This window comes from Zoogloea oleivorans (genome assembly GCF_008107625.1).
GTDB lineage: Bacteria > Pseudomonadota > Gammaproteobacteria > Burkholderiales > Rhodocyclaceae > Zoogloea > Zoogloea oleivorans.
In genome coordinates, this window is sequence record NZ_SDKK01000027.1 from 28925 (window position 1) to 41468 (window position 12544).

Below are 12544 nucleotides of genomic sequence, written 5' to 3' on the forward strand. Positions count from 1 at the left end.
GGCACGGCAACTGCACGCCTTCACCGAGCGCTACCCCTTTGTCTGCCACGGCCTGTCCCTGTCCCTGGGCGGCATGCTGCCCCTGGATATCGCGCTGCTGCAACAGACCCGCGCCTTCATGAGCGAACACGGCATCGACCTCTACACCGAGCACTTGTCGTGGAGCAACGACGCCGGCCAGCTCTACGACCTGTTGCCGCTGCCGTGCACCAGCGAAGCGGTGCGCTGGACCGCTGCGCGCATCCGTCAGGCGCAGGACGTGCTGGGCCGGCGCATCGGCATCGAAAACGCCTCGTACTACGTGGCACCGCCGGGCGCCGAGATGGGCGAGGCCGAGTTCATCCGTGCGGTGGTCGAGGAGGCTGATTGCCTGCTGCACCTCGACGTGAACAACATTCTGGTCAATGCCCGCAACTTCGGCTTCGACCCCTTCCGCTTTCTGCACGATCTGCCGCTGGAGCGCACCTGCTACATCCACGTGGCCGGCCACTACACCGAGCCCGACGGGCTGCTCATCGACACCCACGGCGCCGAAGTGATCGACGACGTGTGGGCGCTGCTGGAAGCCGCCTACCGCCGGACCGGCGTGGTGCCGACCTGTCTGGAACGGGATTTCCACTTTCCGCCGCTGGCCGAACTGGGCGCCGAGGTGGCACAGATCGCCCGCCTGCAGGCGCGGGCGGGCACGCTGCTGGCGGTGACGGCATGAGCGCGCTGCAGGCCTTTCAGACATCCTTCGGCCGCCGTATTCGTGCCGGCACCCGGGCGCCGCTGCCCGCCGGCGTGCCCCGGCGGTGCATGGCCGTTTACGAAGAACTCCTCTTCAACAACCTGCGCGGTTTTGTAGACCGCTGCTTTCCGGTGGCCCGCGCCTGTCTCGGCGAGGCCCGCTGGACGCGCCTGTGCCGGGCCTTCTTTCGCGACTGGCCGTGTCGTAGCTCGTGGTTCCGCGAAATCCCGCGGGAGTTCGTCGACTACCTCGAATCCACCTGCCGCCAGCCCCTGCCGCGCTGGTTCGTCGAGCTGGCCCGCTACGAGTGGGCCGAACTGGCGGTGGATGTGACGGACGTGCGCCCGCCGGATTGCGACGCCACCGGCGATCTGCTCGACGGCGTGCCGGTGGTGAATCCGGCGCTGTTGTCGCTGGGCTTCCAGTGGCCCGTGCACAAGATCGGCCCGGACTTTCGCCCGCGGCGTCCGGCGCCGGTGCATCTGCTGGTGTATCGCGATGCCGGTGATGAAGTGCGCTTCATGGAAGTCAGCCCGGCCACGGCCTGTTTGCTGGCGGTGCTGGGCGAGGAGGCCGGCAGCGGGCGGGAGGCGATCATGCGCTTGGGGGCCATGCTGGGTTGCGCCGCCGATCCGGCCTTCATCGAATTCGGGCGCCAGAGTCTGGTCGAGCTGGCCCGGCTGGGCGTGATCCTGGGGGTGCGATCGGAGGGCTGACGCGCGGCTTCCTTGCTATGCTGCTCCGGCCGCCGTTCATTCCATTCACACCATGACCGATACCAGAAACGCCGAGATCATTTCGGGCTTCAGGCCGCAGATGCTGAAGTTCGCCCGGCTGCAGTTGCAGGATGATTCCGGCGCCGAAGACGCGGTGCAGGAAGCCATCGAGGCGGCGCTTGGCGGCATCGACCGTTTTGCCGGGCGCTCGGCGCTGAAGACCTGGATCTTCACCATCCTGCGTCACAAGATCATCGATGCCCTGCGCGAGCGCGGACGTACCGTGCAGGTTTCCAGCCTGGAGCGGGACGAGTCGGAGCTCGACGAAGCCTTCGACGCGCTGTTCAAGGAGAACGCCCACTGGAGCCCGCAAAGCCGTCCCAAACCCTGGGGCGATCCCGAAGAGGCGCTGCAGCAGCGCCAGTTCTGGCATGTTTTTGAAACCTGTCTGGAGATACTCCCCGCCCGTACGGCGCGGGTTTTCATGATGCGCGAATTCCTGGGCTTCGAAACCGACGAGATCTGCACCACGCTGGCCCTGACGACCAGCAATTGCAACGTGATCCTGCACCGGGCCCGGGCGGGCTTGCGGCAATGCCTCAATCAGGGCTGGTTCGCCGGGGAGGCACAGCCATGCTGAGTTGCAAGCACACCACCCATTTGCTGTCCGAAGCCCTCGACCGGCCCTTGAGCCGGCGCGAACGCTTCGCCTTGCGCTTCCACCTGTTGTTCTGCCGCGGCTGCCGGGCCTTCCAGGGGCAAATGGATTTTCTGCGCAAGGCCAGCCGCAGTTTCATCCACTGGCGCGATGCTGGCGATCAGTAAATGAAGGGAATCAGCTTGCAGACCCGTCGCCGGTAATCGGCGTAGGCCGGAAAGCGCGCCAGCAGCCAGGCTTCCTCGCGTCGCGATTTTATGTCGAAGAAGACCAGCAGCACGACCGCCCACGCCAGTGTCAGCCAGCCCTGCACGTACAGGGCCCAGCCGAAGGCGGCGAGGATCAGGCCGCAGTAGATCGGGTGGCGCACCAGGCCGTAGAGGCCGCTGTCCACCAGCGTGGAATCGTCTTTCGGATGAGGCAGGGGCGTGAGGTTGGGGCCGAGCTTGAGGGCCGCCGCCGCGGCAATCAGTCCGCCAACTGCCACCAGGGCCAGCCCGAGCGGGGTGGCGAGCGTCGCCAGTGCGCGCGGCCACGCATGCCGGTCGCTACCCGTCGGACCGAAAATCACCAGCCCGAACAGCACCGCCTGCATCGCGACATACCACTCGCCGCGCCGGCCTTTCCACCAGGGGTGCTGTGGCATCGCGCGCCTCAGCCGCCGAGGGCGGCGTCGAGTACCTTGCCGAAGGTTTCCGCTGGCTGGAAGCCGATGACCCGCAGCGTGTTGCGTTCGGCGCCGCCGGCATCGAAGAAGATGATGCCCGGCGGGCCGAACAGGCTGAAGCGCTTGAGCAGCGCCTTGTCGGCGTCGCTGTTGGCGGTGACGTCGGCCTGGATCAGCTGGAAGCGTTCGAGACGTTTGGCCACCGCCGGGTCGGCGAAGGTGAAGCGCTCCATCTCCTTGCAGGAGATGCACCAGTCCGCGTAGAAATCGAGCATCACCGGGCGGCTGGCGGTCTTGAGGATCTGGTCGAGTTCTTCCACCGAGCGGACGCGCTGGAAGCTTGTTTCACTGGCCGCCGGGGCGGTGGCGGCCTGGGCGCGCAGGATGGCCAGCGGTTGCAGCGGATCGCGGGAACCCGCCAGGGCGCCGATGAAGAGGGCGGCGCCGGTGATCAGGGCGAGCACGCCGAAGCCTTTCCAGAAACGCTGCCAGCCGCTGGCGTGGGGTGGCAGCGGGTCGAGGGCATGGAGGTAAATCGCCGGGACGATCAGCAGGGCGGCCCAGGCCAGCATCGGCACGACGCTGGGCAGCACCGGCGATACCAGCCACACGGCCACGCCGAGCAGCATCACGCCGAAGGCGCGCTTGACGCCTTCCATCCACGGCCCGGGCTTGGGCAGCGCACTGCGTGCCAGTACGCCGACGACGATCAGCGGGGCGCCCATGCCGAGGGCCATGACAAACAGGGCGATGCCGCCGAAGACCGCATCGCCGCTCTTGGCAATGTAGAGCAGGGCGCCGGCCAGCGGGGCGGCGACGCAGGGGCCGACGATCAGCGCCGACAGGGCGCCCATGGCGATCACGCCGCCGGGCGAGCCGCCCTTTTGATGGTTGGCGCTGTCGGACAGCCGGCTCTGCATGGCGGTCGGCAGTTGCAGCTCGTAGAAGCCGAACATCGAGAAGGCCAGCACCACGAAGACCAGCGCGAAGGTGCCGAGCACCCACGGGTTCTGCAGCGCTGCCGACAGCAAGGTGCCGGACAGCCCGGCGGCGACGCCTGCTGCCGCGTAGGTGAGGGCCATGCCCAGCACGTACAGGCCGGACAGGCTGAAGGCGCGGCCCTTCGAGATGGCGTGGCCGTGGCCGACGATGATGCCCGACAGGATCGGGATCATCGGGAACACGCAGGGCGTGAAGGCCAGCAGCAGACCGAAGCCGAAGAAGCTGGCGAGGATCGCCACGGTGCTGCCTCCGTCGAGCAGGCGGGCAATGCGGCCGGATTCGTCGTGCTCGTCGGCGGCGGCCGTCGGGGCCGCTGCGCTGCTCTGTCCGGGTGCGGCGGTGCCGAGGGCGCGGGCCAGAAAGCCGCCCTGTCCGCTGGCGCTGGCGGCGGCGATCTGCAGGGTCTGGCTTTGCGGCGGGTAGCAGATGCCCATGTCGGCGCAGCCCTGGCTGGTGACGGTCAGCGTGAAGGGCGGTGTGCCGGAGGTAATGGGCAGCGGGACGCGCAGCTCGCCCCGATAAATTTCGACTTCGCCGAAGGCGTCGTCCTTTTTGGGCTTGCCGGGGGGCAGCACCGCGGGGCCCAGCGTGGCACCGTCGGCTTCGAACTTGAAGCGGTGGCGGTACAGGTAATACTCGTCGGCGGCCAGGAAGCGGACTTCGACGGTCTTGTCGTCGAGGGCGCGGGCGGACACGCGGAAGGCCTGGTCGGGCGGCAGGGGTTCGCCGGCGGCGTGGGCGAAGCTGCCCACCAGGGCGAGCAGGGCGCAGACGAGGGGCAGGAAGAAGAGGCGGATTCGGATCATGGCCGGCAGTTTAGGGGCAGCGCTGGCGCGCCGCTCCGGGATGGATCAAGAAACGGGGATCAGGACCGGTGTTCGGCGGTTTCGGCACCCACCCAGCTCAGGTAGGCGGGCAGGCCCTTGTGGATAGGGACTGCGATGATCTCGGGAAGTTCGTAGGGGTGGGCTTCGGTCAGTGCCGCCTGCAGGGCCGGGTAGCACAACAGGCTGGTCTTGATGAGCAGCGGCACTTCGGTGGCGGTTTCAATGTTGTCCTGCCAGCGATACACCGAGGTGCATGGGGCGAGGATGTTCACGCAGGCGGCCAGATGCTGTTCCACCAGCAGGCGGGCGATGCGCTGGGCGCTGTCGGCGTCGGGCAGGCTGGTTAGGACCAGCAGGATTTCATCGGTGCTTGTCATGACAGAGCTACTTGAGGAGACGGCGGCGGGTCAGGGCGAGGGCCAGCCAGAAGGCGACCACCGTGAAGGTCGCCAGGACGCCCACATGCAGACCGATCTGCGTCGGCATCTGGCCGAGCAGCAGGGGGCGCACGAGGCTGACGGCGTGGCTGAGGGGCAGCAGTTCGGCAATGCTGCGCACCGTCTCCGGGAGCTGGTTCTGCGGGAAGAAGACGCCGGAGAGCAAGGTCATCGGGGTGATGAAAAGGGTGAAGTAGTACATGAAGAAATCGTAGCTCGGCGCCAGGGCGGTCATGATCAGGCCGAGGGCGGCGAAGCACAGGCCGGTGAGGAAGACCACCGGAATGGCCGCCAGGGCCAGCGGCGAGGCGGTGAAGCCGAAGGCGGCGATCACCGCGAGGATGGCCACGCCGGCCAGGCACGATTTGCTGGCCGCCCACACCAGTTCGGCGGCGACGATGTCATCCAGCGCAATCGGGGCGTTCATGATGGCCTCCCAGGTTTTTTGCACGTGCATGCGCGAGAAGCCCGAGTACAGCACTTCGAAGGTGGCGGCGTTCATCGTCGAGTAGCACAGCGTGCCGCCGGCCAGGAAGGCGATGTAGGACACGCCTTCGACCTGCGGCACCAGCATGCCGAGGCCGTAGCCGAGGCCGAGCATGTAGATCACCGGGTCGGCCAGGTTGCCGACGATGGAGGGCAGGGCGAGCTTTCGCCAGACCAGAAAGTTGCGTCGCCAGACGGCAAACAGGCGCAGGGACAGCACAGGCGGGGCGAAGTGGGCGGTGGCGAGGGACATCGGGCAGGGAGGGGTCAGTTTGCGGCCGGCGGCGCATCGTTGCGGGCGCCCACGCGCAGCCACGGGATGAAGTCGCGGTCGGCGCCGAGGGCGTGGTGGTCCACCAGGTCGTAGGCGAGGAATTCGATCAGCTTGGCGGTGGGCAGGCTGCCCAGGGCGCTCTGGCTCGACAGCGCGTCGAGCTTGGCGGTGAGGATGCGGTGGGCCTTGGCGTGCTGGTCGCAACGGGGGTAGCCGAGGGCCTTGAGGATGGCTTCCTCGTCGCGAAAGTGGCGTCCGGTGGCTTGGCTCAATTCGCGGATGGTGGCGTGCAGTTCGGCCGCTGGGCCGGCTTCGCGGACGATTTGCAGGAGGCGGTTGGCAAGCACGAAAAGCTGGCGGTGCTGGGCATCGATGACCGGATCGCCGACGCAGTGACCGTCTTCCCAGGTCAGCCGGTCGAGGCGGTTGCGGTGCTTGATGTGATGATCGTCGAAGACGCTTTCCGGGGCGGCGACGACCAGGTTGCGTCCGCCGGCCTTGGCCTTGTAGAGGGCTTTGTCGGCCCGCGACAGCCAGTCGTGCCAGCTCTCGTCCGTGAGGCATTCGGCCACGCCGAAGCTGGCGCTGACCGGGCCGACGGCCTCGAACGGCGTGCCGCAGACGGCCTGGCGCAGCTTGTTGGCGAGGATCACGCCACCTGCCAGCGGCGTGCTGGGCAGCAGGATCACGAACTCCTCGCCGCCGTAACGGCCGATCACGTCCAGATCGCGGCATTCGGTGGACAGGCGCAGGGAAAACTCCACCAGCACCTCGTCGCCGACCAGGTGCCCGAAGGCGTCGTTGACCAGCTTGAAGTGGTCGATGTCGGCGATGATCAGCGAGATCGGGTGGCCGAAGCGGCGGAAGCGGTGCATCTCGCTGGCCGAGGCTTCTTCGAGACGCCGGCGGGTCAGCAGGCCGGTGAGCGGATCGGTGGTGGAGCGGGTTTCCATCTCGGCCAGGGCCTGGCGGAGGAGGTCCTGGCGGTTGTCGTTGTCGGTGAGGTCGACGAAGCACAGCAGCAGGTGGCCGGCATGGCTCTGGATCTGGGTGCGGATGTGGTGGAGATGGCCGTCCATGCCGTGCATGTCGGATTCGATGTTCTCCTGGCCGCCCTGCGACAGCCGGTCGGTCCAGTCTCCGCGCAGCACGTCGAGGGCTTCGGGATCCCGGTGAATGTGGGCCCACCATTCCTGGAAAGTGCCGGCGGGTTCGCCGAAGCTGGCCGTGAAGGCACGATTGACCTTGGCGAAGCGGCCATTCGCTTCGTCTACCAGGGCCAGGGCGACAGACAACTGGTCGAGGATCTCGGCGCAATCGAGGGAGGCGGGAAGGGAGTGGGAGCCCTGCGGCATGGGTTCGGCGTGCGTTTCCGGTTTGATTCGTCGTCCCCGCGAGGGGCTAGTCGCGCAGCTCCCGGCCGGTGAGCTTGAGGAACACGTCTTCAAGGTTCGCGGGGCGGTGCAGGCTGCGCAGGCCGGGTTGATGAGCCAGGTGGGCGAGGAGCGGGGCGGCGTCGTCGGTGTAGCAGAAGGCGGTTTCGCCGCTGATCTCGCAGCGCCGGCTGAGGGCGCCGGCATGGGCGGCGGCCCATGCGGCGGCGCCGGAGTCGGGCTGTCCGCCGGGCTTCCAGTCGCCGAACACTTCCACCACCTGCGGTTCGATGTGGGCGGCGATGACTTCCCGCGGGCTACCCTGGGCCAGCAGGCGGCCGTTGTCGAGAATGGCCAGGCGGTCGGCGAGGCGCTCGGCCTCGTCCATGAAATGGGTGGTCAGCAGGATCGTCGTGCCTTCGGCGGTCAGGCGCCGCAGGCGTTCCCAGATCAGGTGCCGGGCTTGCGGATCGAGGCCGGTGGTCGGCTCGTCGAGGAGCAGCAGTTGCGGCTTGTTCACCAGCGCCCGGGCGAGGGTCAGGCGGCGTTTCATGCCGCCGGACAGGGACTGGATGCGCGCCTTGTCCTTGCCTTCCAGGCCGGCGAAGGCGAGGAGTTCGGGGATGCGCGGGCGGATCTCGCTTTCGCGGATGCCGAAGTAGCCGGCAAAGACGATCAGGTTTTCGGCGCAGGTGAAGTCCGGGTCGAGGCTGTCGATCTGCGGCACCACGCCAACCCGTGCCCGGGCCTCGCGGGCCTGGTCCGGTACCGGCAGGCCGCACAGGTGGATGCTGCCGGCCGTGGGTGTGGTAAGGCCGAGGGCACAGCGCAGGGTGGTGGTCTTGCCGGCGCCGTTGGGGCCGAGCAGGGCGAAGCATTCGCCGGGGCGCAGGCGCAGATCGAGCCCGCGCAGCACGTCCTTCGCCTCGGCACCTTCACCGAAGCGTTTGACGAGGCCGCTGATTTCGAGCGGCATCAGGCGGGCGGCGGAAGGCTGTCGGCGAAGGACGGCCGGGCGAAGACCTGCGCGGCCCACGAGGCCAGTGGCAGGTGGTTGCTGCGCCAGTCGATCTGCGGGAAGCGGAAATCCAGGTAGCCGAGGGCGCAACCCACCGCAATGTCGGCCAGGTTGAGATCGTTGCCGCCGAAACCCTTGCGCTGGCCGAGGCGTTCTTCGAGTGCCGCCAGGCCGCGGCGGATCTTGGTGAGCTGGCGGGCGATGCTGGCGGCGTCCTGCTGTTCGGCGGGGCGGCGGCTTTCGAGGAAGGCGGCCACCGCGGCATCGGTGATGCCGTCGGCCAGCGCTTCGGTCTGGCGCACCGGCAGGGCGGCGAGGCGCTCGGCCGGCAGCAGCGCCGGGCCACCCTGGGTCTCGAGGTATTCGGCGATGACCGGCGAGTCGTACCAGACTTCGCCGTCATCGGCGATCAGGGCCGGCACCTTGCCGAGGGGGTTGTAGTCAGGAACGCTGGTTTCGGCCAGCCACGGGATGTCCACTTCCTGTGCGTAGGGCAGTGCCTTTTCGGCCAGCACGATGCGGATTTTGCGGGCGTAGGGGCTGGTGAGCGAGAGGATGAGTTTCATGGCAGGGGGCTCCAGGCGCGGTCGATGATGCTGCGGATGATGTGCAGCTTGCCGTGAAAGAAGTGGTCGGCACCGGCCACCACCACCACGGGCAGCTCCTGGGGTTCGGCCCATTCCAGCACATTGGCGAGGGCCACGGTTTCGTCGCGTTCGCCGTGGATGATCAGGCTGTCCTTGGCGACCGGCAGGGTCGTGTAGCTGCGTGCGCCGGTGACCTGGCCGGCAGCGGTGCCGACCAGCACGATGCGGCCGGCCGGCGTGACCCCTTCGGCGAGGCGCGCGGCGACGCGGGTCTGCACGTAAGCGCCGAAGGAGAAACCGCCCAGGGCCAGCGGCAGACCGCCCCAGCGGCTCTGCGCCCAACTGATGACGGCCAGCATGTCCTCGGTTTCGGCGATGCCGTTGTCGTGTTCGCCGACACTCTTGCCAACGCCGCGGAAGTTGGGGCGCAGGGCGGCGTAGCCCAGGTCGCGAAAGACCCGCGCCAGGGTGTGGGCGACCTTGTTGGTGTTGGCGCCGTGGAACAGCGGGTGCGGATGGCACACCAGCGCGATGCCGCGAACGTGCTCGGGGGTGTCGATGATCAGCTCGATCGGGCCATCGGGGCCGTTGATCAGCGCGGTTTCGGTGGCGGCGCGGCTCATGTTCAGATCTTCAGGCGTTCGACGATGCGGCCGTTTTGCAGGTGCTCGGTGATGATTTCATCCACGTCCGACTTGTCCACGAAGGTGTACCAGACGTTGTCGGGGTACACCACCAGCACCGGGCCTTCGTCGCAGCGGTCGAGGCAGCCGGCCTTGTTGATGCGCACCTTGCCCTTGCCTTTGAGGCCGAGCGCGGCGACGCGGTCCTTGGCGTAGGCCTGCAGCTCGGAGGCGCCTTGCGCGTTGCAGCAGGTTTCGCCTTCGGCGCGCTGGTTGCAGCAAAAGAAAACGTGGTGCTGGAAATAGCTCATCGGGTGTCTCTCCGGGGTCGATTCTTGGGTGTGTCCGCGATTATCAATCAATCGCCGCGCCGGTGGCGGCTTTCAGTGGCCGCGCAAGCTGTCCCGCGGGGCGCTGGCTCCCAGCAGGCCGAGGTAGGCGAAGGTGACGAAGGGCCACAAGCTGGCGGTCAGCTGGGTCAGACCGTGGAAGTTCAGGAAGTTGCCCTGGCGGATCATCGCCGCGTCGCTGGGCAGGAAGGGGTTTTCCGGGGCCAGGTTGACCAGCGCGGTGGCCACCAGCAGGGCCATGCCGGCGAGCATGGCGTGGCTGCGTGCCGGCAGCAGCAGGCACACGCCGAGCAGCGCGGCGCCGGCGGCGAGGCCAATCTGCCCGCCCGGCGTGGCCCAGTGAAAAGGGTCGCCCGGCGAGAAAAAGGCCGCCGAGGCGAGGGTTTTGGCGCCCAGCCCGAGCAGCACCAGCAGCACGATCGGCCAGGGGCTGAACTGGCGCATCGCGCAGCGCGCGGTAAGGCCGACGGCGACCAGCTGGCTGGTGGTGATGGCAGCCTCCACCTTCATGAAGCGGGTCGGATTGAATTGCAGCGGGGTCGGCAGATCAAAGAGGCGGCGCAGGTCGCCGGTGGCAAACAGCAGGCTTTCGGGCGTCAGCAGGGTGAGCAGCCACAGGCCCATCAGCACCAGGCCGATTTCCCCGGCGTGCCCGGCGACGATGCGCTTGCGGCGCCAGCGGGTGAGGCCGCTCTTCGGATCGAACAGGCGCCCGCCCCAGCGTCCGCCGGCCAGCGCGCCGAGCAGCCCGCCCAGCGTGTTGCAGCCCACATCCACGTTCGACGGGACCCGGCTGGGCAGGAAGTTCTGCAGGGTTTCCACCGACAGGCTCAGGCAGAAGGTGGTCAGGATCGCCAGCAGCACCGCCCAGCCCCGTGGCAGCCGTCCGAGGGCCGGCACCAGCGCGAAGCTGAAGGGCACGATGCCGATCACGTTCACTGTCAGATCCACCCAGGTGTAGTAACGCGGCCATGGTGCGGACAGGAACTCGAAGGCCGGCAGCCCCGGATCCCGCCAGCCCGTGAAGGGGTGCAGGCAGGCGTACACGACGAGAACCCCGATGGCGGCGGCGAAGTACGCGGCGAGGGGGGAACTGCGGCGGTGGTTCAGGGGCATGGGAAGCGGCGGAATGGCGCGATGGGAGCCATTCTAGCCGGGTTGGGGGTGTTCAATTGTTTCGGGGGTGGGGCGATGTCCGGCATCCGTTTATCCATCGTCATCGCCGATTCAATGGGCGTGGAGATCGAATAAAGGACGAATTTCATTATTGTTTCAATGAAACCGGCCGATTAATCGCGCTAAAAATTCGATTAATCGGCCGTGGAGATCGATTTTTCGGTCTCTGACGCCGAAAATTCGACCGTAAGCGAGGGCGTTTGAATGCCGCGGGATATTTATTGGATGGCGGGCGGGTTTTAAAGCCTGGCTGAGGGCCTAGCCGGCCCGCAGGAACGGCACCCGTGCCGTCAGAGCGTCCCAATCCACCGCATCCAGGGTGTTCTTGACCAGCAGGCCGAGGTCGGTTTCGCCTTCCATCAGCAGGCGCCGGCTGAAGAACAGGGTGTCCGGGTCTTCTTCGCGGAGGGCCAGGGCCAGGTAGTCGCGGGCGGTGGCGGAGATGGTCAGGTCGGGCGCCTCGCTGCCGGACAGCGGGCGGAAGCCGCGCGGCGTGAAGGTGAAGCGCAGGGCCAGGCCGGCGTCGCTGATCTTCATCAGCAGGCGCTTGCCGGTCAGCGGCTCCAGGGTGTCGCGCGGCAGCAGGCGGTCGAGGGCCAGGTTGAGGGCTCCGACCAGGACCAGCGTGGGCGGCAGCTGGGGCAGGCGGGCGCCAAGGCGGGCGAGGGGCCCGGGCAGGGTGAAGGCAGGGACTTTCATGGCGGGCTCCATCGGTTAGCTGCTGACATATTGCTCCACCCCCGGGCGGCCGTGCCAGAAACCGTTGCACGGTTCGTCGGGCAGCAGGGGCAGGGCGTCGTGGAGCGCCTTGAGGGGCGGGACGAGGCCGTCGATGGCCTTGCGGAACAGGTTCACGATCTCCAGCGTGTTCTCGCCCTGGGGGCTGATGCGCAGGATGTCGATGCCGTCGGCGACCACCGCCGGCAGGTCGCCGAGTAGGGTGTGTACGTGGGCAGACTGGGTCTGGATGCCGTTGAGGGTCAGGAAGGGCGCGCCTTCGCGGGTCTTCAGCGGAATGCCGTCGGCGAATTCGAGGCAGCGGAATTCACAGGTGTCTTTTTGCAGGTTGTAGTGGCGGGCGGTGAAGCAGCGCGCCGAGTAGGCCAGCGGCAGGCGGCCGTGGGCGAAGATTTCGACCTCCACGGCATGGCCGAGGCCGGCGCGCAGTTCGGCGATCTGCTGGCGCGACATCTCCGGCGGGGCGACCCAGCGGGTGGCGCCGAGGTCGGCGAACATGTCGAGGGTGACCGGGTTGAAGATGTTCAGCGTGGGGCCGGCGATCCAGTCGGTCGCCGGGGCGTCGCCGCGGGTCAGCAGGTGCACGGCGCCCATGTCGTTGGCTTCGACGCGGAAGTTGCCCTGCCCGGCGATCCGGCGCAGGGTTTTCAGGTCGGATTCGGATTCGACCAGCACCTGGCTGGACAGCACGACTTCCTTACCGGCGGCGGTGAGGATCTCGGCGATTTCGAGCCAGTCGGCGAGGCGCAGTTCGTGGCGGCGCGAGCACACGGTTTCGCCAAGGTAAACGATGTCCACCGGGGCGTCGGCCATGTCGGCATAGAAGGCCAGGGTGGACTGGCGGGGCCAGTAGTAGAGCAGGGGGCCGATGGCAAGCTTCAT

The 12544-nt window shown here is 67.7% G+C and carries 16 protein-coding genes; 4 read left to right on the forward strand and 12 right to left on the reverse strand.

What is annotated here, in order from left to right:
- From ETQ85_RS21435 to ETQ85_RS21450, 4 genes are all read left to right on the forward strand, one after another.
- Window positions 1-709: MbnB/TglH/ChrH family RiPP precursor modification enzyme (locus tag ETQ85_RS21435; RefSeq protein WP_148581144.1), on the forward strand; the 709-nt coding region annotated here is incomplete at its 5' end.
- A complete protein-coding gene (locus ETQ85_RS21440) occupies window positions 706-1446 on the forward strand; it encodes an HvfC family RiPP maturation protein (RefSeq protein ID WP_148581104.1) in 741 nt (246 codons plus the stop codon). The genes ETQ85_RS21435 and ETQ85_RS21440, both read left to right, overlap by 4 nt.
- A gap of 52 nt (window positions 1447-1498) precedes the next feature.
- The gene (locus ETQ85_RS21445; protein WP_148581105.1) at window positions 1499-2086 is read left to right on the forward strand and encodes a sigma-70 family RNA polymerase sigma factor; all 588 of its coding nucleotides are present in this window, start codon (window positions 1499-1501) and stop codon (window positions 2084-2086) included.
- On the forward strand, window positions 2080-2271 hold the full coding sequence (locus ETQ85_RS21450) for a zf-HC2 domain-containing protein (RefSeq protein WP_148581106.1): 192 nt from the start codon (window positions 2080-2082) through the stop codon (window positions 2269-2271). The genes ETQ85_RS21445 and ETQ85_RS21450 overlap by 7 nt, the downstream gene beginning before the upstream one ends.
- Here the strand turns inward: ETQ85_RS21450 and ETQ85_RS21455 are convergent.
- The 12 genes from ETQ85_RS21455 to ETQ85_RS21510 form a co-directional block, all read right to left on the reverse strand.
- Window positions 2265-2750 (reverse strand): methyltransferase family protein, encoded by a 486-nt coding sequence (locus ETQ85_RS21455; RefSeq protein WP_148581107.1) that lies wholly within the window; start codon window positions 2748-2750, stop codon window positions 2265-2267. The genes ETQ85_RS21450 and ETQ85_RS21455 overlap by 7 nt on opposite strands.
- A gap of 8 nt (window positions 2751-2758) precedes the next feature.
- On the reverse strand, window positions 2759-4579 hold the full coding sequence (locus ETQ85_RS21460) for a protein-disulfide reductase DsbD (RefSeq protein ID WP_148581108.1): 1821 nt from the start codon (window positions 4577-4579) through the stop codon (window positions 2759-2761).
- A 59-nt stretch (window positions 4580-4638) separates the two neighbouring features.
- Window positions 4639-4977, reverse strand: coding sequence for a divalent-cation tolerance protein CutA (gene cutA / locus ETQ85_RS21465; protein WP_148581109.1), 339 nt, complete (start codon window positions 4975-4977; stop codon window positions 4639-4641).
- Between the two features lie 7 nt (window positions 4978-4984).
- Window positions 4985-5776, reverse strand: coding sequence for an ABC transporter permease (locus ETQ85_RS21470; protein ID WP_148581110.1), 792 nt, complete (start codon window positions 5774-5776; stop codon window positions 4985-4987).
- Window positions 5777-5790: 14 nt separating this feature from the next.
- Window positions 5791-7152, reverse strand: coding sequence for a diguanylate cyclase (locus tag ETQ85_RS21475; RefSeq protein ID WP_148581111.1), 1362 nt, complete (start codon window positions 7150-7152; stop codon window positions 5791-5793).
- A 46-nt stretch (window positions 7153-7198) separates the two neighbouring features.
- Entirely contained in the window at window positions 7199-8146 is a 948-nt protein-coding gene (locus ETQ85_RS21480) for an ATP-binding cassette domain-containing protein (protein ID WP_148581112.1), read from the reverse strand.
- Entirely contained in the window at window positions 8146-8754 is a 609-nt protein-coding gene (locus ETQ85_RS21485; protein ID WP_148581113.1) for a glutathione S-transferase, read from the reverse strand. Before ETQ85_RS21485 ends, ETQ85_RS21480 begins: the two co-directional genes overlap by 1 nt.
- Window positions 8751-9398, reverse strand: coding sequence for an alpha/beta hydrolase (locus ETQ85_RS21490; protein WP_148581114.1), 648 nt, complete (start codon window positions 9396-9398; stop codon window positions 8751-8753). Before ETQ85_RS21490 ends, ETQ85_RS21485 begins: the two co-directional genes overlap by 4 nt.
- 2 nt (window positions 9399-9400) lie before the next feature.
- Window positions 9401-9709, reverse strand: a complete 309-nt coding sequence (locus ETQ85_RS21495; RefSeq protein WP_148581115.1) for a (2Fe-2S) ferredoxin domain-containing protein — start codon at window positions 9707-9709, stop codon at window positions 9401-9403.
- Window positions 9710-9781: 72 nt separating this feature from the next.
- Window positions 9782-10864, reverse strand: coding sequence for a VanZ family protein (locus ETQ85_RS21500; RefSeq protein ID WP_148581116.1), 1083 nt, complete (start codon window positions 10862-10864; stop codon window positions 9782-9784).
- 318 nt (window positions 10865-11182) lie between these two features.
- A complete protein-coding gene (gene ubiT, locus ETQ85_RS21505; RefSeq protein WP_320382213.1) occupies window positions 11183-11623 on the reverse strand; it encodes a ubiquinone anaerobic biosynthesis accessory factor UbiT in 441 nt (146 codons plus the stop codon).
- A gap of 15 nt (window positions 11624-11638) precedes the next feature.
- Complete coding sequence (locus ETQ85_RS21510; RefSeq protein ID WP_148581118.1) at window positions 11639-12544, reverse strand: U32 family peptidase; 906 nt, start codon at window positions 12542-12544, stop codon at window positions 11639-11641.